The organism is Shewanella marisflavi, from assembly GCF_023283925.1.
Lineage (GTDB): Bacteria > Pseudomonadota > Gammaproteobacteria > Enterobacterales > Shewanellaceae > Shewanella > Shewanella marisflavi.
This window is the reverse complement of the sequence record NZ_JAKIKX010000001.1, coordinates 155,523-175,697: the sequence shown is the minus strand read 5'-3', so window position 1 is coordinate 175,697 and position 20,175 is coordinate 155,523. Positions and strand designations below refer to the sequence as shown.

Annotated in this window: 19 protein-coding genes; 3 read left to right on the top strand and 16 right to left on the bottom strand. The window is 50.4% G+C overall.

All coding sequences use genetic code 11. The annotated features are described in order from the left end of the window. Positions 1-12: 12 nt before the first annotated feature. Positions 13-1,089 carry an alanine racemase gene (alr, locus tag L2712_RS00790; RefSeq protein ID WP_248976596.1) on the bottom strand — a complete coding sequence of 359 codons (1,077 nt, stop codon included), beginning with the start codon at positions 1,087-1,089 and terminating at the stop codon, positions 13-15. A 155-nt stretch (positions 1,090-1,244) separates the two neighbouring features. After that, on the bottom strand, positions 1,245-2,651 hold the full coding sequence (gene dnaB / locus L2712_RS00785) for a replicative DNA helicase (protein ID WP_033540760.1): 1,407 nt from the start codon (positions 2,649-2,651) through the stop codon (positions 1,245-1,247). Between the two features lie 116 nt (positions 2,652-2,767). On the opposite strand from dnaB, the gene L2712_RS00780 reads away from it, so the two are divergent. Beyond that, positions 2,768-4,972 (top strand): S46 family peptidase, encoded by a 2,205-nt coding sequence (locus L2712_RS00780; protein WP_248976595.1) that lies wholly within the window; start codon positions 2,768-2,770, stop codon positions 4,970-4,972. A 282-nt stretch (positions 4,973-5,254) separates the two neighbouring features. Here the strand turns inward: L2712_RS00780 and rplI are convergent, their stop codons facing one another. Genes rplI through rpsF form a run of 4 tightly spaced genes read right to left on the bottom strand, consistent with a single transcriptional unit; the run spans position 5,255 to position 6,699 of the window. Further along, the gene (gene rplI / locus L2712_RS00775; RefSeq protein ID WP_033540762.1) at positions 5,255-5,707 is read right to left on the bottom strand and encodes a 50S ribosomal protein L9; all 453 of its coding nucleotides are present in this window, start codon (positions 5,705-5,707) and stop codon (positions 5,255-5,257) included. Between the two features lie 27 nt (positions 5,708-5,734). Then, entirely contained in the window at positions 5,735-5,962 is a 228-nt protein-coding gene (gene rpsR, locus L2712_RS00770; RefSeq protein WP_011867078.1) for a 30S ribosomal protein S18, read from the bottom strand. A gap of 12 nt (positions 5,963-5,974) precedes the next feature. Then, on the bottom strand, positions 5,975-6,280 hold the full coding sequence (gene priB, locus L2712_RS00765) for a primosomal replication protein N (protein ID WP_033540763.1): 306 nt from the start codon (positions 6,278-6,280) through the stop codon (positions 5,975-5,977). Positions 6,281-6,288: 8 nt separating this feature from the next. Beyond that, positions 6,289-6,699, bottom strand: coding sequence for a 30S ribosomal protein S6 (gene rpsF / locus L2712_RS00760; RefSeq protein ID WP_248976594.1), 411 nt, complete (start codon positions 6,697-6,699; stop codon positions 6,289-6,291). 222 nt (positions 6,700-6,921) lie between these two features. On the opposite strand from rpsF, the gene L2712_RS00755 reads away from it, so the two are divergent. Then, complete coding sequence (locus L2712_RS00755; RefSeq protein ID WP_033540765.1) at positions 6,922-7,665, top strand: DUF481 domain-containing protein; 744 nt, start codon at positions 6,922-6,924, stop codon at positions 7,663-7,665. Positions 7,666-8,290: 625 nt separating this feature from the next. Here L2712_RS00755 and L2712_RS00750 read toward each other — a convergent pair. The 10 genes from L2712_RS00750 to zapE all read right to left on the bottom strand — a co-directional run bounded on the left by L2712_RS00750 (position 8,291) and on the right by zapE (position 18,431). Next, the gene (locus L2712_RS00750; protein WP_248976593.1) at positions 8,291-9,043 is read right to left on the bottom strand and encodes a hypothetical protein; all 753 of its coding nucleotides are present in this window, start codon (positions 9,041-9,043) and stop codon (positions 8,291-8,293) included. Between the two features lie 147 nt (positions 9,044-9,190). Then, the gene (locus L2712_RS00745; RefSeq protein WP_033540767.1) at positions 9,191-9,613 is read right to left on the bottom strand and encodes a hypothetical protein; all 423 of its coding nucleotides are present in this window, start codon (positions 9,611-9,613) and stop codon (positions 9,191-9,193) included. Between the two features lie 815 nt (positions 9,614-10,428). Continuing rightward, a complete protein-coding gene (gene rlmB / locus L2712_RS00740; RefSeq protein WP_248976592.1) occupies positions 10,429-11,169 on the bottom strand; it encodes a 23S rRNA (guanosine(2251)-2'-O)-methyltransferase RlmB in 741 nt (246 codons plus the stop codon). Positions 11,170-11,183: 14 nt separating this feature from the next. Beyond that, positions 11,184-13,652, bottom strand: coding sequence for a ribonuclease R (gene rnr / locus L2712_RS00735; protein ID WP_248976591.1), 2,469 nt, complete (start codon positions 13,650-13,652; stop codon positions 11,184-11,186). 55 nt (positions 13,653-13,707) lie between these two features. After that, on the bottom strand, positions 13,708-14,364 hold the full coding sequence (locus L2712_RS00730) for a tetratricopeptide repeat protein (RefSeq protein ID WP_248976590.1): 657 nt from the start codon (positions 14,362-14,364) through the stop codon (positions 13,708-13,710). 188 nt (positions 14,365-14,552) lie between these two features. Further along, a complete protein-coding gene (locus L2712_RS00725; protein WP_033539411.1) occupies positions 14,553-15,848 on the bottom strand; it encodes an adenylosuccinate synthase in 1,296 nt (431 codons plus the stop codon). Positions 15,849-15,914: 66 nt separating this feature from the next. Further along, entirely contained in the window at positions 15,915-16,103 is a 189-nt protein-coding gene (locus L2712_RS00720) for a DUF2065 domain-containing protein (protein ID WP_033539412.1), read from the bottom strand. A gap of 106 nt (positions 16,104-16,209) precedes the next feature. Beyond that, positions 16,210-16,602, bottom strand: a complete 393-nt coding sequence (gene rpsI, locus L2712_RS00715; protein ID WP_011867089.1) for a 30S ribosomal protein S9 — start codon at positions 16,600-16,602, stop codon at positions 16,210-16,212. A 15-nt stretch (positions 16,603-16,617) separates the two neighbouring features. Continuing rightward, on the bottom strand, positions 16,618-17,049 hold the full coding sequence (gene rplM / locus L2712_RS00710) for a 50S ribosomal protein L13 (RefSeq protein WP_033539413.1): 432 nt from the start codon (positions 17,047-17,049) through the stop codon (positions 16,618-16,620). A gap of 275 nt (positions 17,050-17,324) precedes the next feature. After that, positions 17,325-18,431 (bottom strand): cell division protein ZapE, encoded by a 1,107-nt coding sequence (zapE, locus tag L2712_RS00705; protein WP_248976589.1) that lies wholly within the window; start codon positions 18,429-18,431, stop codon positions 17,325-17,327. A 309-nt stretch (positions 18,432-18,740) separates the two neighbouring features. Here zapE and degQ point away from each other — a divergent pair, with 309 nt between their 5' ends. Continuing rightward, positions 18,741-20,093, top strand: coding sequence for a Do family serine endopeptidase DegQ (gene degQ, locus L2712_RS00700; protein ID WP_248976588.1), 1,353 nt, complete (start codon positions 18,741-18,743; stop codon positions 20,091-20,093). Positions 20,094-20,175: the final 82 nt, after the last annotated feature.

Here is a 20,175-nt window from a genome sequence, read left to right as displayed (position 1 = left end):
CCAGACACCTTACTATTCGAGGCAAACGGCCACACGAGGCGTGAGCTTAGTCACCAGCTCATAGGCGATGGTACCGATATGTTCGGCCACCTCTTCCACCGGCAGCGTCTTACCCCAAAGCACGGCAGTATCCCCTACCTTGTCTGTGGCATCAATCCCCAGATCGACGGTAAGCATATCCATAGAAACGCGCCCCACCACAGGCACCAGACGGCCATTAACCCACACAGGTGTACCTTCTGGGGCATTACGGGGGTAACCGTCGCCGTAGCCTATGGCGACTACGCCTAGCTTAGTATCTTGTTTGGCGTGCCAGTAACTGCCGTAGCCGACCGGATCACCGGCCTTATGATCACGCACCGCGATAAGCTGCGACACCAGCTCCATGGCGGGCTCCAGACCATGGTTGCGACCAAGATCGCCAACGACCGGCGACACGCCGTAGAGCGCTATCCCAGGGCGGATCCAATCGGCCTGAGTGGTAGGCCAATAGAGGGTGGCTGCCGAGTTCGCCAGGGTGCGATCGCCCGGCAACGCCTTGGTTAATTGGCTAAAGCGGCGTGCCTGCTCGGCGGTGGCTGAATTGTCCGGCTCATCGGCGCAGGCAAAATGGGTCATCAGATGAATAGGCTTAGCCACGTTGGGACAGGCCATTAGCCGCTGATAGACGGCCTCAAACTGATCTAAGGTAAAGCCCAGGCGGTGCATGCCGGTATCTATCTTCATCCAGACGGTCACAGGCTTAGTCAGCTCGGCGGCCTCTAGCATCTCCAGCTGAGATTCATGGTGCACCACGGTATCGATATCGTGCTCGACCAGAGTCGCGACATCACTTGCTCGAAAGAAGCCTTCGAGCAGCAGTAATTTGGCCATCACCCCGCCAGACCTGAGTTCCAGCGCCTCTTCCAGGCGCGCCAAACCGAAACCGTCGGCGCTCTTGAGACACTTGGCCACATTCAACAGGCCATGTCCATAACCGTTGGCCTTCACCACGGCCATCACCTTACTCTGGGGGGCCAATTGGCGTAATCGCTGCAGATTAGACTTCAGCGCATCGCCGCTAATCTCTGCTCGGGGAAAGGGTTTCAAACAATAACCTTAATGTTAATAACGTCGAGACTCTGATGAGGGTAACGCAAAATAGCGACCCATAGGGCAGTTTAAACCAAGTTTAATCTCACCCTATGAGCTTATACCAAGCGCAATAAATAACAGCTCACTCATTGTGATTGGTATGAATCGGATTAATCTTCTTCGAACTGCGGACCGGCATAATTATCGAAACGAGAGAACTGGCCCTGGAAGGTCAAACGCACACGCCCGATGGGACCGTTACGCTGCTTACCTATGATGATCTCCGCGGTGCCCTTATCTTCTGAGTCGTCGTTATACACCTCATCACGATAAATAAACATGATCAAATCCGCATCCTGCTCAATAGAGCCTGACTCACGCAAGTCTGAGTTTACTGGGCGCTTATCGGCACGTTGCTCCAAAGAACGGTTAAGCTGCGATAGCGCGATCACGGGGATCTCGAGTTCTTTAGCCAAGGCCTTCAGCGAGCGTGAGATCTCGGCGATCTCCAGCGTTCGGTTATCGGACAGAGCGGGCACCTGCATCAACTGAAGGTAATCGATCATGATCATCGACAGGCCGCCATATTCGCGGGCAATACGTCTGGCACGGCTACGCACCTCGGTCGGTGTCAGGCCCGAGCCATCATCGATATACATCTTGCCCTGCTCAAGCATGATCCCCATGGTCGAGGAAACCCTTGCCCAATCGTCATCGTCGAGCTGACCCGTACGTATCTTGGTTTGATCCACCCGGCCAAGAGAGGCCAGCATACGCATCATGATCTGCTCCGAGGGCATCTCCAAGCTGAAGATGAGCACTGGCTTATCTTCGTGCAGCGCCGCCTGTTCACACAGGTTCATGGCGAAGGTGGTCTTACCCATAGAGGGACGCGCCGCGACGATGATCAAGTCACCCGACTGGAAACCCGCCGTCATGCGATCGAGATCGCCAAAGCCGCTGGACACCCCGGTCACACCATTGTGGGGGTTGTTATACAGCGCCTCGATCTTATCGACCGTCTTCTCGAGGATGGTCTTGATCCCCTCAGGGCCTTCGTTGGCATTGGCGCGCTGCTCGGCGATCTTAAATACCTTGCTCTCGGCCAGATCCAGCAGCTCACTGGAGTTACGCCCCTCGGGGTTAAAGCCCGCATCGGCGATCTCGTTGGCTACCTTGATCATCTCACGCACCACGGCGCGCTCACGCACGATGGCCGCGTAGGAGAGAATGTTACCCGCGCTTGGAGTGTTTTTGGCTATCTCGCCTAAGTAAGCGAAACCACCGGCATCTTCTAAGTGATCTTCCAGCTCCAACTGCTCGGAGACGGTGATCAGATCGATTGGCTGACCCGCCGCCACCAAAGATTCCATGGCGGTAAAGATCATCTTGTGGGAACGGGAATAAAAGTCATCCTTCACCACGGCTTCAGCCACCTTATCCCAGGCTTCTGAATCCAACATCAAGCCACCGAGCACAGACTGCTCGGCCTCAATCGAATGTGGCGGCATCTTCAATGCATCGATCTGAATATCTCTAGGCTTTTTCTTAGCCTGAAATCCACCTTGCTGTGACATTAACTCTCCAAATTTCCAACGATTAGGCAAAATATGGTATAAAACCGGGGTCAAGCAGAAACAGGCGCTTAACCTGTTCGTCCTACAAACTTACACATAATAATTAAGGAATAAACATGCGCAAAGCATTGGTTGCAGCCTTAATGCTGTCATCTGGCGCTGTGATTGCCGATGAAGGGCAATGGCAACCGTATCAAATGCCTTCGATCGCCGACAAGCTGAGCGAACGCGGTATCGAAATTCCAGCAAAGCAACTTGCCGATCTGACGCAATATCCGATGAATGCAGTTGTCGGACTCGGGTATTGTACCGCCAGTTTCGTATCCCCCCAAGGGTTAGTTGTGACGAATCACCACTGCGCCTACCGTGCGATTCAATACAACAGCAAAAAAGAGCATAACTATATCGCCGATGGCTTCCTGGCGAGCAAACAAGCGGACGAACCTTCTGCCGGTCCTAACGAGCGACTCTATATCACCGAGGCGGTGACCAATGTGAGCCAGCAGGTCACTAAAGATCTCAGCGACGACCCGCTAAAGCGCTACGAAGAGATCCAAGCCAATCGTAAGGCATTGATTAAAGAGTGTGAGAGCGATGACAACTATCGCTGTTCGGTGCGCAGCTTCCACAATGGCCTGGAATACTATCTGATCAAGCAGTTGATCATTCGCGACGTGCGTCTGGTGTATGCGCCACCAAAGAGCGTCGGCTCATTCGGCGGCGACATAGACAACTATGAATACCCACGCCATTCGGGCGACTTTACCTTCCTGCGCGCCTATGTCGGCAAAGATGGTAAGCCCGCGGCCTACTCGCCAGATAACGTGCCCTTCAAGCCTAAGAGCTATCTGAAGATCAACGCCGACGGCGTTAAGGCGGGCGACGGCGTATTCGTGGCCGGTTACCCTGGCTCGACCAGCCGCTACCGCCTCACCAGCGAGCTAAAATTTGCCAGCGACTGGCTCTACCCTACTCTTGCTGAGCGTTATCAGCAGCGTATCGACACCATTGAAGCCATGGGCGCACAGGACGCTGGCGTTAAGATCAAGTACGCCGGTACCCTGGCCTCTATGGCCAACCGCATGAAGAAATATAACGGTCTGCTCGATGGCTTTAAGGCCACCGATATCGCCGGTATCAAGCAGGCGCGCGAAGACGACTTCCGCAAGTGGCTAAGCACAGACAGCCAATACCAGAGCTATCAGGCTAAGTTTGATCAGCTAGAGACTCTGCTGGTTGAGCAGCGCCAGGCGCAGCAGACCCGCTACTTCTTCGAAAATGCCCAGTCCAGCGAGCTATTAGCCGCAGCTAACCGCCTCTATCGTCTGGCTAAAGAGAAGACCAAACCAGATGCCGAGCGTGAAGAGGGCTACCAAGAGCGCGACATGAAGATGTTCAAGGCGCGCCTCAAGCGTATCGACTCAAGCTTTGCCATCAGCGTCGATAAGACGCTCTGGCTGCAGGATCTCAAGGCTTATTTAGCCCAGGACAACCGCGTACCTGAGCTGGATGCCATGCTGAAATCGGATGACCCAGAGGTGAGCCTGAGCGATAAGCTCGATGGTCTCTATTCGCTAACCGGCCTCACCAATCAGGCCGAGCGTCTGGCCTGGATGGACGCCGATGTGAAAGCCTTTGAAACCAGCGCCGATCCTTTCATCCGCATCGCCGTAGCCCTGTACGACACTAACTTGACACAGGAAAAAGCTAAGAAGACCTTAGCCGGTAAGCTGTCTAAGGCGCGTCCTGGTTACATGGAAGCCGTTATCGCCTACTACAAGGCCAACAACTGGCCCGTATACCCAGATGCCAACGGCACCCTGCGTATCACCTACGGCATGGTGGATGGTTACCAGTCGAAAGACGCCCTCTACAAGCAGCCCTTCACTCGCCTGGAAGGAATAGTCGCCAAACACACGGGCGTTGAGCCTTTCGATGCACCTCAAAAGGTACTGGATGCCATCAAGGCCAAGCGTTATGGCAGCCACAAGGTCGAGTCAGTGTATCAAGACCCAGCCTCTTGGCTGTGCCGCCTATTCTCATGCCTGGACAAGCCTGAGAGCTTTGGCTCTGTGCCGGTGAACTTCCTCTCCAGCGTCGATACCACGGGTGGTAACTCGGGTTCACCCGTGTTTAACGGCAAGGGCGAATTGGTGGGACTCAACTTTGACTCCACCTATGAAGCCATTACCAAAGACTGGTTCTTTAACCCAACCATCACCCGCGCCGTGCACGTGGATTTCCGCTACATTCTGTGGATGATGGATGAAGTGGATCACGCCGACAACCTGATCAGCGAGCTGGAGCTGGTACGCAACTAAGCCAGCAGACACTCATCGAATCTACTGCAATAAAAATACCCGGCCATGCCGGGTATTTTTTTGCCAGCCTAACTCTCAGAGTTCTCACCTCTCACCTCTCAGACAAGCTAGCTGATGCACTCACTTACGCTTGTGACTTGTGGCTTGTATCTAATGACTAATAACTAATGACTTCTAACGACTCACAATTGGTCATTGATGTAGGCCTTACGAGCAGGCATAAAAAAACACCGCACTAATCAGATTAGCGCGGTGTTTCTTTTAATCGTTTAAAACTGTGTATTAGTCTTCTGCAACAACAGAAAGCTTAACAACAGCCTTAACTTCAGCGTGAAGCTGAACATCGATTTCGTATTCGCCAGTAGTGCGGATAGCACCTAGTGGCAGACGAACTTCGCTCTTAGCTAGTTCAACGCCAGCAGCAGTCACTGCATCAGCGATGTCACGGTTACCAATTGAACCGAACAGCTTGCCTTCGTCACCCGCTTTAGAAGCGATAACAACAGCTTCAAGAGCGTTGATTTTCTCAGCGCGCTCATTAGCAGCAGTTAGTTCAGCAGCTAGCTTAGCTTCTAGTTCAGCACGACGAGCTTCGAATACTTCAGTGTTAGCAGCGTTAGCAACAACTGCTTTACCTTGAGGTAAAAGGAAGTTACGAGCATAACCAGCTTTAACTGACACTTGGTCACCCAGGTTACCCAGGTTAGCGATTTTATCAAGTAGAATAACGTTCATTATTAATTCCTCTAAATTGATGCGCTATTACTGATGTAGATCAGTGTAAGGCAGTAGAGAAAGATAACGAGCACGCTTGATAGCGCGAGCCAGTTGACGTTGGTATTTAGCGTTTGTACCAGTGATACGGCTAGGAACAATTTTACCACTTTCAGTGATGTAGTTCTTTAGAGTAGCGATATCTTTGTAATCGATCTCAGTAACGCCTTCTGCAGTGAAACGGCAGAACTTGCGACGACGGAAATAACGTGCCATGTTGACAGTCTCCTAAGTTTTCAATTCGACATTTTCAGCGTGTAATACCAGGCGATTTTGACCATTGCGTCCTCGTTGGAGCGCGATAAAGCCTTTAACCTCAATATCCACACCGGTTTTCAGTTTGTCTGTGATGCTGTTAAAGCGTTCGCCACTTAATATCACTTGTATCTGGCAGTATACGTTTCTCAGCATCTCTGCTTCATAAACCTGCGATTTGTGTTCCAACATGATCACGCAATGCGGGATGCCTGCCGGGCTACTAAAGCTTCTGGACCGGGTTATGGTTCCAGACAACACCAAATGATTGGTGGCCACAAATAAACTTACTCTGCTGCGTTTTCAGCGGCTTCTTCAGATGCTTCAGTTGCTTCTGCAGCTGGGCGATCTTCGCTAGAACGACGTGATTCACGCTCGTCTTTCGCTTTAGCCATTGGAGAAGCTTCGGTGATGGCACCTTTGGTACGCATAACCATGCTACGAAGAACAGCGTCGTTGAAACGGAAAGCTGTTTCTAGCTCTTCAACCGATTCTGCAGTCGCTTCTACGTTCATCAGAACATAGTGAGCTTTATGCAATTCGATGATTGGGTAAGCCAGTTGACGACGGCCCCAGTCTTCTAAACGGTGGATTTGACCGCCAGCTTGGGTAAGGATACCCGTGTAACGTTCGATCATACCTGGCACTTGTTCACTCTGATCAGGGTGAACTAAAAATACGATTTCATAATGACGCATTTTTTGCTCCTTACGGTTATCTAGCCTCGTTGTTGGCTCAGTCAGACCAAATGGAGGCAAGGAACTAAATAAAGTGACTGAATTAAGCCGCGGAATAGTACATGCTCACACCTCAAAACTCAAGCAATATCTTTCGTTATTCACTTTGCCCATCGCCCGGTGAAACGGTATGATAGTGCGCTGTCATTTTTGTGTTCTAGACGCGTGCAAAAAATAAAAATAATGTTAAGAGCAACAAGTTTATTTCTCACACTCGGCCTTAGCCACAGTGCCTGGGCGCTCGTGCCCCCGGACTATCAGGAACCCCCTAGCGACTTCTCGGCAGAGATCGAAGCGGGGCTGCAGATCAACACGGGTAACACAGAGTCCAGCAGCTTCAACGGCCGCACCAAGCTACTCTACGACACAGACAACTTCCGTCAGGAAGGGGTGTTCAAGGCTTACTTCGCCTCAGATTCAGAAAAGACCACATCAGAAAAATATGATGTCCAGCTCCAGTCGAGCTACAAGATCTACTCAGGCTATATCTTTGCCCGTGGCGACTTCACCGAAGACAGATTTGGTAGTTATACCCGCATCTCGACTGTGTCGACCGGTTATGGTTTCGATGCCATCAGCGGCGACAGCACTAAGTTGAGTCTCGAAGTGGGCCCAGGTTATCGATACAACTTGCCTCAGGTCAGTGAGTCGGTCCCCGACCCAGAAGCCGAGCGTGAGGTGATTCTGCGTACCGCCGCCAAATTCGAGCAGAAGATCCACGAATACACCAGCTTCAACGCCGACCTCACCGCCGAGACTGGCGAGGACAACAGCACTGTCACACTAGACATGAGTTACAAGAACACCCTGTTTCAAGACTGGGCGTTTAAGGTGGGCATGAATATCAAGTACACAGAAGTAGTACCCGAAGATTCGAAGCAGACGGATACCGTCACGACCTTTAATCTGCTGTACACCTTTAAATAAAGGTTTGAGTGCCCCCAAATGATGGGGCAATTAATCTGACTTGCCAGTCGTGGCCACTAGCCACTTTGATATTTGCTCGCTGACTTCAGACCATAGCTTCATGGTCTACTTATCACCTGCGGTGGGCTCATGTGCAGATACGCCTGTGAGACGGTGAGTGAAGCGTAGCTTCGTGCTCACGAACGAGAGGCATGGATGCCGAACTGGCCTTTAAACACGTACGTTGTTTGAATATATCCCTATAGGCTCTGCCGAAACATCCCTGTTTCGGAAGCTCATCGGCGTATCTACACTAGGTATCCAACGTCTCTCCGATTTAACGTTACTGATGCCTGTCGTTTTCAACTACTTTTCAGATAGTAGTAGCTTCTACCCGACTTTGATATTTGAAAGGTTTAAGCCAACCTTGGCCTTATGCTGTATCAATTGCCTGCCGCAGGCCTTATGTGCAAACACGTTTTTGGCTCGCCACGAGCACTTCCCTGTGGGCTCTGCGAAATCATCCCTGATTTCGAAGGCCAAAAACGTGTTTACACCGATATCTATCGTCTCTTCGATTTGACGTTACTGGTGTCAGTCGGTTATCAATCAGGAGCGAATCTGTTTTAGACATTATTATCTTTTCTCAATTCGTTCCATATACTCTGGCTTGAGCCAAACGTAGTGAATGATTTTTCAACATCACTTGCAACTGTTGAGGAGATAGCTGAAACACCTGAAGAACCTCATTTCCCTCGACATCAAATCGGTTTTGCTCACCAACATACTTAATACTCGTTCCCAATAAGTTTAGTGTCTGCTTATCAAAGCTATATAGCATCGTATTTCGCTTTTCTTTTAGTCCAGGCACCATACCCAAAACTGTCAAAGACTGATTCACACCAACTTTCTCAAAGAAGGCTCGTTCCTTTAACTGCCACTCCGCAAGATATTCCTTAAAAGATTCTTTATCTGCAAAAAACGAATCGAACCAATCATGCTCAAACCCTCCATATAAAGATTGCAGCGAACCACCATGCCAACCAAGTACAGCTCCTTCTTCAACTATGACATTACTACTGGCGGTCGCAACATAGTTGGCACAAGAAGAGGCACATACTCCTCTAATGATTACGTCCAATTGATGGGAGTGAACGAGTTCACCAAGGTAAATACCTGACAAAACATCCCCCCCAACACTTTTGATTACGATTGTAGCGACTTGTTGGAATTGAGCGTTTAACAGCTCTTCAAAAACAGCTACATTTTGCTGTGTTATAGAGCCGTCAAAAAGAATAGTATCTGGAGAAATTAGGCTAATCTTGGCTTGTTCATGGATCCTAGTATTCGAACAACCAACAAAAACCAGAGTAAGCCAGAGTGTAAGAATCCATCTCATTAATTGCTTCCTTGTCAAATGCACTGCTCTTACGGCAAAAATCATCTTAAAATGTAACCAATGAAGCCAAACCTAAGAGGCTATCAAAATAGGTGAACGCTGCTTTTATCATTCGATATCAAGGATAACTCCCGCTGACTTGGCTTGTTAGCTGCTTTGCTCAATAGCCTTTATTAAGTTTTCAGGATCGTTTGTACCCAAACTAACGGTTGTGCCATCTTTGAGTTTTAATTCAACAGCTGTTAGACCTGAAACGTTATATAACCATCCAGTTGAAATTAAACGAATTCCAAGCCCGTAGTACCATTTCGTTCTTGTCTTTTTGATCGACTCGATTTCAGATATTTTTATTGATTTATTCCAAAATTTTGGACCAAAAAACCACTTTACTTCTCCACCTTCCACTTTAATGGTTAATGATGAAAAAAGAATAGAAAGCACACCTAAAATTAAATACGCAAATCCAATAGGTTCGGTAGGCTTCGTTACCGATGCAAAGACAAGTACCAATACTACAATTCCCATAATTGAAAGCATCGCGATTCCAGGCTGAGTGTTTTTATACTGCATAATGATCTCCTTTCTACAGCTAATGGCTTATTATCCGACCTACCGGATAAATTCCTGCCGATAATTAATTTACACTCCAAGTACCGATGTAACCAACTGATGAAGAGACTAACCCATCACTATTTGGCCCATATACAGTTAAAGCATTCCTCAATATTAATCAACATCATTTACCGATGCCAAGTGAAGCCAAATCGAAGAGACGTTTAGATATGGGTGTAAGCACGCTTTTGGCTCTCGGCGGCATGACCAAAAATGTTCCCTACATTTTTTGGCATTCCCAACATCCATGTAGGTCAGTACCGCCGTGAAGTGTATAGGGATATATCCAAACAACATCCCTGTTTAACAGCCAGTTCGGCATCCATGCCTCTCGTTCGTGAACACAAAGCTGCGCTTCACTCACCATGCCAAAAGAGTGCTTGCACATCCCCTACCGGGCAGGCGATAGATAACAATGAAGGTTAACGCTACAAGATCCACGGCAAGAACAAATGCACTTTAACCAGACACATAGAAAATTCCGATACCGTTCAATCGAAGAGATGAAATAACCGGGTGTAGATGCATCTGCGGACGTCGATGGCAGGGATGCCATCGTCGAGCCTCCAGGGAGGGATTCACGGCGTGTAGCAGATGTATCTGCACATAAGCGAGCCGCAGGCTATAAACAACAGCGACGGTTAACGCTAAAACCACGTCACTAAATGACCATGTCGTCCAACGACAGATACAAAAATGCCGATGAAGTCTCCCTCATCGGCATTCATCAACCTTGAGTCAGCGACTCAAAAATTGGAAGATCGAATTCCCAATCACCCCAACCTTTGGCGAACCGCCTCGAACAAGCAGATCCCTGTGGCCACAGAGACGTTGAGGCTAGAGACGCTACCCGCCATCGGGATAGAGGCCAGCGAATCACAGCTCTCGCGGGTCAGACGACGTAGGCCCTTGTCTTCGGCGCCCATAGCGATGGCGATTGGGCCTTTAAGGTCGGCCTTGTAAAGGTCGTGCTCGGCTTCACCGGCCGCGCCGACGATCCAAACGCCCTTATCTTGCAAAGCTTTCATGGTGCGCGCTAGGTTAGTCACCTGAAACAGGGGCACGACTTCTGCGGCGCCGCAGGCAACCTTACTGACGGTTGGCGTGAGGCCAACCGAGTTGTCGCGCGGCACTATCACCCCGTGTACTCCGGCGGCATCGGCGTTACGCAGACAGGCACCTAAGTTGTGGGGATCGGTCACGCCGTCGAGGATCAACAGAAACGGGGTCTCTGTTTTATCCAGTAGCGCCAGAAGATCGTTGTCATTGAGTTGCTTAGCGGGCTTAGCACGTACCAGCACACCTTGGTGCTGACTGCTGCCGGCCTTGTCGTCCAGCGCCTTACGAGAGGCCTGCTGCACCGACACACCATATTCCGCCGCCATTTGGATCAGTGGCATCAGGCGCTGATCATCACGGCCCTGGAGTACCCACATCTCAATCACCCGCTCAGGGCTGTTTTTTAGCAAGGCCTCGACGGCATGGATGCCGAAGGTAAAATCTTGTTTCTTCATCTAATTAAAATCTCTTATTTCTTACTACTGCGTTTTTTAACCGCTTTACGCTTCTTGGCGCTTGGCTTAGCCTTAGCTGTGCTTTTTGGGGCACCGCTCTTTGGCTTGGCCGCCCCCGCCTTGCCGGCTCCTGGCTTGCCTGCTCCGGGCTTAGCGTCACTGCGTTTGCCAGATCGGCGCTTACCGCTTGGCTTGTCATCTTCTTTGCCGCCCTTACGGCCAACCTTGGCGCCTTCGAGATTGACTCGCTCACGAGCGGTCAAGGGCTTCTTGCCCCGGCGTGGTCGAGGTGCTTTACCATCGTCGCCCACCATCATGAGATCGATCTGACGGTCGTCCAGATTCACCGCCGCTACCTTAACCGTGACGGGATCGCCTATCTGATACACCTGCCCCGTGGCCTCACCCACCAGACGCTGACGCATATTATCGTAGTGATAATAGTCGCCGCCCAGGGTCGAGATATGCACCAGACCATCGATAAAGAGATCGCTTAGGCGCACAAACATGCCGAAGTGGGTGACCGAGGCGATAACGGCCTCAAAGGTGTCGCCCACATGGTCACGCATAAACTCACACTTAAGCCAATCGCTCACATCACGGGTCGCCTCATCGGCGCGTCGCTCTGTGGTGGAACACTCTTCACCCAGCAGATCAAGCTCTTCGATCTGATAGTGGTAACCACCATCAGGCGTCCACTTGTCATTGCCCTCGCCACGCTCCTTGGCCAGCAGGTAACGGATCACCCTGTGCAGAATCAAATCGGGGTAACGACGAATCGGCGAGGTAAAGTGCGAATACTGCTCCAGCGCCAGGCCAAAGTGACCCTCGTTATCCGGGGTGTAAGTTGCCTGACGCATAGAGCGCAGCAACATTACCTGAATCAATTCGGCATCAGGCCTGTCAATCACCTGCTCCATGAGCGCCTGATAATCGGCCGGCTCAGGCTCAAGACCACCGCCCATGGTGAGGCCGCGCTCCTTGAGGAAATCTTTAAAGTTAGTCAGCTTCTGCTCTGACGGCGCTTCGTGCACCCGATAGAGCACTTCACCCTTATGCTTTTGCACAAACTTAGCCGCCGCCACGTTGGCCATGATCATACACTCTTCGATGATCTTATGGGCCTGATTGCGGGTACGGGGCTCGATGCGATCTATCTTGCGATCGGCATTGAAAATAAACTGGGTCTCAGTGGTTTCAAAGGCGATAGCACCGCGCTGCGCGCGTGTCTCATCTAAAGTCAGATAGAGCGACTGCAATGTCTGCAGGTGCGGGAAGATTGGCTTAAGCTCATCACTCACCTCGCCACCTTCGAGCATATCCGCCACCTGGGTGTAGGTCAGACGTGCATGAGAGTGCATCACGGCTGGATAAAACTTATAGCCCGACAGCTTGCCCGTTGCCGAAATGGTCATCTCGGCCACCATACAGAGCCTGTCGACCCCAGGATTGAGCGAACAGAGACCGTTCGACAATTTCTCCGGCAACATAGGGATCACCTGAGACGGAAAGTAGACTGAGTTACCGCGGGCGCGGGCTTCTTTGTCCAGCGCCGAGTCAGTGCGCACATAATGGCTGACATCGGCAATGGCCACCCACAGGCGCCAACCGCCGCTCTTCTTGGTCTCGGCATAGACGGCGTCATCGAAATCACGCGCATCTTCACCATCTATGGTGACCAGAGGTAACTTGCGCAGGTCAACCCGCCCTTGTTTATCCTCTTCGGTCACTTCATCAGGGATCTTGCGCAGCTTCTTCTCGATCAGGCTCGACCAGGTATGGGGCAGATCGTAGTTGCGCAGGGCAATCTCAATCTCCATGCCCGGCGCCATCTCTTTGCCCAGCACCTCGGTGACCTTGCCGGCAGCCTTCATGTAGCGGCCAGGACGACGGGTGAGTTCAACCACCACGACATCGCCCTGACGGGCACCATTGCGATCGCCATCGGGGATCAGGATCTCCTGGGTGATGCGCTTGTCGTCTGCAATCACGAAGGCCATGCCAGAATCCAGATGGAAACGCCCCACCAGAGGCGCGCTGCGCTCATGGGTCAGACGTACGATACGCGCCTCGCGGCGGCCCTTACGATCGACACCGGCTTTTTGAGCAAGCACCTTGTCGCCGTGAAAATACATCAGCATGTCACGGTTGTTGATAAAGAGGTCATCGCCCCCTTCATCGAGTTTAAGGAAGCCGAAACCATCCTTGTGGCCCAGAACTGTGCCACTTAGCAGATCCATACGCTCGGGCAAGCCATAGGCCTGACCACGGGTAAAGACCAGCTCGCCATCACGCTCCATCGCCCTGAGGCGGCGACGTAAGGCTTCTAGCTGCTCTTCATCGCTGATCTTGAGCGCCTGGGCAATTTTTTCACGATTGAGGGGTGATTGCTGTGAGCGTAAGTAATCTAAAATATACTCACGACTAGGAATGGGGTTGTCGTACTTCTCTTGTTCACGCTTTAAATGCGGATCTTTGATCATTCAATATCCATACTTTTTGCCCGGCTCTCCAGATTGTCTAAGGGGCTTAGGGCGTTTATCGGGATCTCAGATGCTCCTGCTTAGCCCTATCTACTGCACTGGCGGGCATTTTTGCTTCTAGCACCATCAATAATTTCATGGCTTCCTGTTTGGTCGCCTCATCACTAAATACATCGTTGTAAAGCCAGTGGTAACCCATCACATAATCTCTGGGACTACCATAGCCTTCGCCAAACAATCTCACCAGCATCATACGTGCAGGGAGATCGCCACTGGCGGCAGCGGGCAGCGTGTATTGCACTGCGCGCTCTTTATCTTGGATCACGAACTTACCCTCATGGTAATACTCGGCGATCCGAACCATAGCTTCTGCACTGCCTTGCTCAGCAGCGTCACGAAGCATAGAAATGCCTCTGGGAGGATTGGCTTTGACACAGATACCATAGTTCAGCATCTCAGCCCAAAGATATTGATACAGCGGCTGTTTTAGCACTTCGGCACGCGCCTCAATATCTTGTACCAGCTGACAATCGTCGCCTTTTACCCTTGTCAGGTAAGACTTGTCTCGGATCATGTCGATAAGCTGCTCTTGGCTATAAATATCGACCGCTCTGATCACGCTTTTGTCGTCAGTCTGCTTGTCAGTTTTGGTTTCAGCCTGTGCCACTGTCGATAAACAGGCCATTAAAATAAAGAATACTAATCGTGCCATAACAAAATTCTCTATGTAGAACTCGTGCCTTTATCCGTAACAGACTTAGGCAGTATACCTTATCTTATCGGCCGCTGTGGCGTTAGCTTAAAAGCGATTGCAAAATAGTCAGCCTAAGGCGGCGCCTCTGTGGCCATATTGCAATAAACAACTCCCAATAAAAAGGCCGCTTAACGCGGCCCTTATGATTAACTAAACGGATTCACTAGAATCATGGTCTCGTTTCTATCGGGACCCGTTGAGATAATGTCGACTGGCGTTTCCAGTAACTCTTCGATGCGCTTGATGTAGTTGATCGCCGCCTGTGGCAGCTGCTCAATAGAGGTCGCACCAAAGGTGTTCTCACTCCAACCAGGCATAGTTTCAAGCACAGGCGTAACCTGCTCGTAGCCTTCTGCTGCTAGCGGAGTCACGGTAGCGATGCTGCCATCTGGGTACTGATAACCCACACAGATCTTCACCTCTTCCAAACCGTCGAGTACGTCAAGCTTAGTCAAGCAGAAACCGCTGATGCTGTTGATCTGTACCGCGCGCTTCATGGCAACGATATCTAACCAACCTGGACGACGCTTACGACCAGTGGTCGCACCAAACTCGTGACCCTTAGTACCTAAGTGATCACCGATTTCGTCTTGCAACTCAGTAGGGAAAGGACCCGCACCCACACGTGTGGTGTATGCCTTCATGATACCGAGCACATAGTCTAGATGACGTGGACCGAAGCCAGAGCCTGTCGCAACACCACCGGCAGTAGTGTTTGAAGAGGTTACAAACGGATAAGTACCATGGTCAATATCCAAAAGGGTACCCTGTGCGCCTTCAAACAGGATAGGCTCACCGGCCTTACGTGCTTGATCCAGCAACTCAGTCACATCTGTACACATGCTCTTCAGATAGTCAGCAATCGCCAACGCATCTTTCAATGTGGTTTCGTAATCAACCGCTTCGCAATCATAGTATTCGGTCAACATGAAGTTGTGATATGCCATCACTTCCTTCAGTTTTTCGGCGAACAATTCTGCATTAAACAGATCGCCAACACGAAGACCACGACGAGAGATCTTATCTTCGTAAGCTGGACCGATACCACGACCCGTTGTACCAATAGCTTTATTACCGCGCGCTTTTTCGCGTGCGATATCTAAGGCACAGTGGAAGGGAAGGATTAACGGACACGCTTCAGAGATAAGCAGACGTTCCTCTACAGGGACGCCACGCTCTTTAAGCATGTTGATCTCTTTCATCAGGGCGTCAGGTGCAAGCACCACGCCATTACCGATAATGCATTTTACATTATCGCGTAAGATCCCTGATGGAATAAGATGAAGAACGGTTTTGTCACCATCGATAACAAGAGTGTGACCCGCATTGTGGCCACCTTGATAACGAACGACATATTTGGCCTGTTCGGTAAGTAGGTCGACTATCTTACCCTTTCCTTCGTCACCCCATTGGGTGCCGAGAACTACGACGTTTTTGCCCATTATTTGCTGCAAGGTAGTGGTTAAAACGGGATTTTAGCAGATCTTGGGGGGGAAATGGCAAGTAATTTATGAAAAAATAATCAATATGACCACGCCAGCCGTGACTAAAGCACCGCCCAACCTTTGTAAAACCCTTTGATTTTGGTTAGAAATTTCCTGCAAATATGCCCGCCAACGATTCGGAAATAAAAGCGGTCCTATCCCTTCGATAATCAACACTATGGCCAGAACCAGCATCAGGAGTTGGAAAGTCATCTAAACGCGTTTCCTATAGAGAACAATAAGGCTTAAAAATAGCAGAAAATAGCCATAAAAAAACCCAGCACAAGGCTGGGTTTTTCGAATTTTCGCAGCGTAAAAATTAACGCTTTGAGAATTGTGGCTTACGACGTGCTTTACGTAGACCCACTTTCTTACGCTCAACTTTACGAGCATCACGGGTAACGAAACCTGCAGCGCGTAGAGATGGACGTAGAGCTTCATCAAGTTCCATCAGGGCACGAGTGATACCGTGACGGATTGCACCTGCTTGGCCAGTGATACCACCGCCCTTAACAGTTACATAGATGTCTAGCTTTTCAGTCATTTCAACTAGCTCTAGAGGTTGACGAACAACCATACGAGCAGTTTCACGACCAAAATATTCGTCAAGTGGACGTTGGTTCACGACGATGTTACCACTACCTACTTTAGCGAATACGCGAGCAGTAGATGTTTTGCGACGGCCAGTGCCGTAGTACTGAGTTGCAGACATTAGCTTACTCCCGGATTAGATATCAAGAACTTGTGGTTGTTGTGCAGCATGGTTGTGCTCTGCGCCAGCGTAAACTTTCAGTTTACGGTACATGGCACGTCCTAGAGGACCTTTTGGCAACATACCTTTTACTGCTTTCTCGATAATCATTTCTGGCTTATGATCTTGCAGCTTATCAAAAGTAATCTGCTTGATTCCACCAGGGAAACCAGAATGAGAGTAGTAAGTCTTAGCTGCTGCTTTGTTACCAGTTACAGTTACTTTCTCAGCATTGATAACGATGATGTAATCGCCAGTATCAACGTGAGGAGTGTATTCTGCCTTATGCTTGCCACGTAGACGACGAGCGATCTCAGTAGCCATACGACCTAAAGTTTTACCTTCAGCGTCAACAACGAACCATTCGCGCGTCACTGTTTCTGGTGTAGCAGTATATGTAGTCTTCATTTACAAAAACCCAAAGTTTAAATTCTGTTCTCACATGCCGCCATTTCCGATGAAATAGCAACACAAAAAGTGCCATTCTCCGCCCCTTCGAGCAAAGAATAAGGCTTTACAACTTCCGCCTTTTTGGCGGAGTAACGAGGGCAGGTCGCGAATTATAGACAAAGCTGAGTTAAAAATCACCTAATTTTTTAGCTAATTTAAATGATTTACTCAGCTTATGCTTGTTGTCGTAGCGAAACGGCAAAAAACCACACTTTTTCCTTTCGCCGAGCAGGCTAAGGCAGATGTTCCAGCGCTAGATAATCGTGAGACTGCATCTCGGTCAGGCGAGAGCGGCAACGTCTAAACTCGAAGCTGAGTAATCCCTGAGTATAGATCTCATCCAGCGCCACCTCGGCAGAGATGATAAGCTTTACCTGACGCTCATAAAACTCATCCACCATGGCCAGAAAACGTCTGGCGATATCATCGCCCGTACTTTGACTGCCCATCTGCTCGACACCGCTAAGCAGTACAGTGTGATAAAGACGGGCCAATTCCATATAGTCACGCTGACTTCGCGGGCCGTCGCACAGATCTCTGAAGTTAATTAAGAGCACGCCCTGAGCCTGCTTGCGAATGGCGATTTCGCGGCCGTCGATATCAATCGCCGCAGTTGAAACTTCCGACTCTGGGGCGAGTTGTTGAAAATAACCCAACAGGTTTTCGTCGGCTTGAGGATCTAGCGGATAATGGTAGATCTCTGCCTGCTCTAGGGTGCGCAGACGGTAATCTATGCCGCTGTCCACATTGAGCACCTGACAGTGTTTGTTGATTAGCGCTATCGCTGGCAGAAAGCGCGCCCGTTGCAATCCATTACGATAGAGTTCATCGGGAATGATATTAGACGTCGCCACCAGCGCCACACCTTCAGCAAATAGCGCCTGAAACAGAGTGCCCAGCAACATGGCGTCGGTAATATCTGATACAAAAAACTCATCGAAGCAGATCACCTGATAACGCTCGGCCATTCGCTTGGCGATCACCAACAAGGGATCTCGCTGACCTTTTAGGCCATCAAGGTCCAGATGTATTTGATGCATAAAGCGGTGAAAGTGCGCCCTGAGTTTACGCTCACCCGGCAAGGCATCATAAAAGGTATCCATCAGATAGGTCTTTCCCCGCCCGACACCACCCCAGAGATACAGGCCCTGCACCTGAGGCGCTGGCTTAGCGAGAAATCCTAACAGTTTCGCGACGCCACTTGGCTTTTGCTGAGCCGCAAGCAATTCGTCATAGACGCGTTGCAGCGCCTTGACCGCCTGCTCCTGGGCAGGATCATAGGAAAAATCATCACGTTGTAGATCGGCTTGATAATGCTGCCAAGGGGTGAGATGCGACACTTAAATTATTCTCTTCTATCCTTAATTCAACCGCTAGATGGTACCACGACAATCGAACGCAGGGTATATGTCGTCCCAGACAATCCTACGAGCAAAAGGTCGTAGGCCAAGGCAATTTGTCGCCGCGCGATTCACGCTAGTCAATGAAGGCTAACGAAAAATTAACCTTTGTTAATCCCATGAACTTTATTTAAAACGCGACAGTCGGATTGAGTAACACAGCAAAAATTACTGACTTGATTTACGTCCGAGTAGCCTTATATCTACAGAGTCAAAAGTTCATAATTGCAACCTTGGAGTCATGAATAGATGAAAACCAAATTATCACTACTTTCAGCCGCCCTGCTCGGCGCCAGCCTTATGGTCATGCCCGCCGTTTCTCAAGCCGCCATACCGCTAGCCGTCGGTGGACAAGAGCTTCCTAGCTTGGCTCCCATGCTGGAAAAAACCACCCCAGCCGTGGTTGCCGTCGCCGTATCAGGCACCCATGTGTCTAAACAGCGTCTTCCTGATGCTTTTCGCTACTTCTTCGGCCCCAATGCGCCAAGAGAGCAGGTACAGGAGCGTCCCTTTAAAGGCCTGGGTTCAGGGGTCATTATCGATGCCGAAGAAGGCTATATCGTCACCAATAACCATGTGATCGAAGGCGCCGATGAGATCTTGATTGGCCTGCACGATGGCCGTGAAATAGAGGCAAAGCTTATTGGTGCCGATGCCGAATCCGATGTCGCGCTACTACAAATAAAGGCGAAAAACTTAGTTGCGCTTAAGCGCGCCGACTCAGACGAGCTTAAGGTGGGTGACTTTGCTGTCGCCATTGGTAACCCCTTTGGCTTAGGTCAGACCGTCACCTCAGGTATCGTCAGCGCCATGGGGCGCAGCGGCTTAGGCATTGAGATGCTAGAGAACTTTATTCAAACCGACGCCGCCATCAACAGCGGTAACTCGGGCGGCGCCCTGGTTAACCTTAACGGTGAGCTTATTGGTATCAACACCGCCATCGTCGCCCCTGGCGGCGGTAACGTAGGGATAGGCTTTGCCATCCCGGCTAACATGGTCAACAACCTGGTGGATCAGCTGATCGAGCACGGTGAGGTGCGCCGTGGCGTGCTAGGTGTCAGCGGTCGAGACTTGGATAGTGAACTGGCTCAAGGCTTCGGTCTGGACTCTCAACACGGCGGCTTCGTTAATGAAGTCATGCCAGACAGCGCCGCAGACAAAGCGGGCATTAAGGCCGGTGACATCATTGTCAGCGTTAATGGCAAGCCCATCAAGACCTTCCAGGAGCTCAGAGCCAAGATTGGTACCATGGGCGCCGGCGCCAAGGTGAAACTTGGCCTAATCCGCGATGGCGATGAGAAAACCGTCACGGCGATACTGGGCGAATCCAGCCAGCAGACGGAAACTGCAGCAGGTGCAGTACACCCAATGCTGACCGGCGCTACCTTAGAGAACCACAAGAAAGGGGTTGAGATCACTGATATCACGCAAGGCTCTCCGGCTGCGGCCAGTGGTCTGCTTAAGGGCGATATCATTGTCGGGGTGAACCGTACCCGCATCGAAAACCTTAAGGAACTCAAGGCAGAACTTAAGGAGCAAAATGGCGCCGTTGCGCTTAAGTTGCTACGCGGTAACAACAGCCTTTACCTGGTTCTCAGGTAAATAAGCACCAAGGGATCATGCTTTAAGCATGATCCCTTGCACTTCCTAAGCCAAAGCCTATCAGAGGCTAAATAGCCAATAG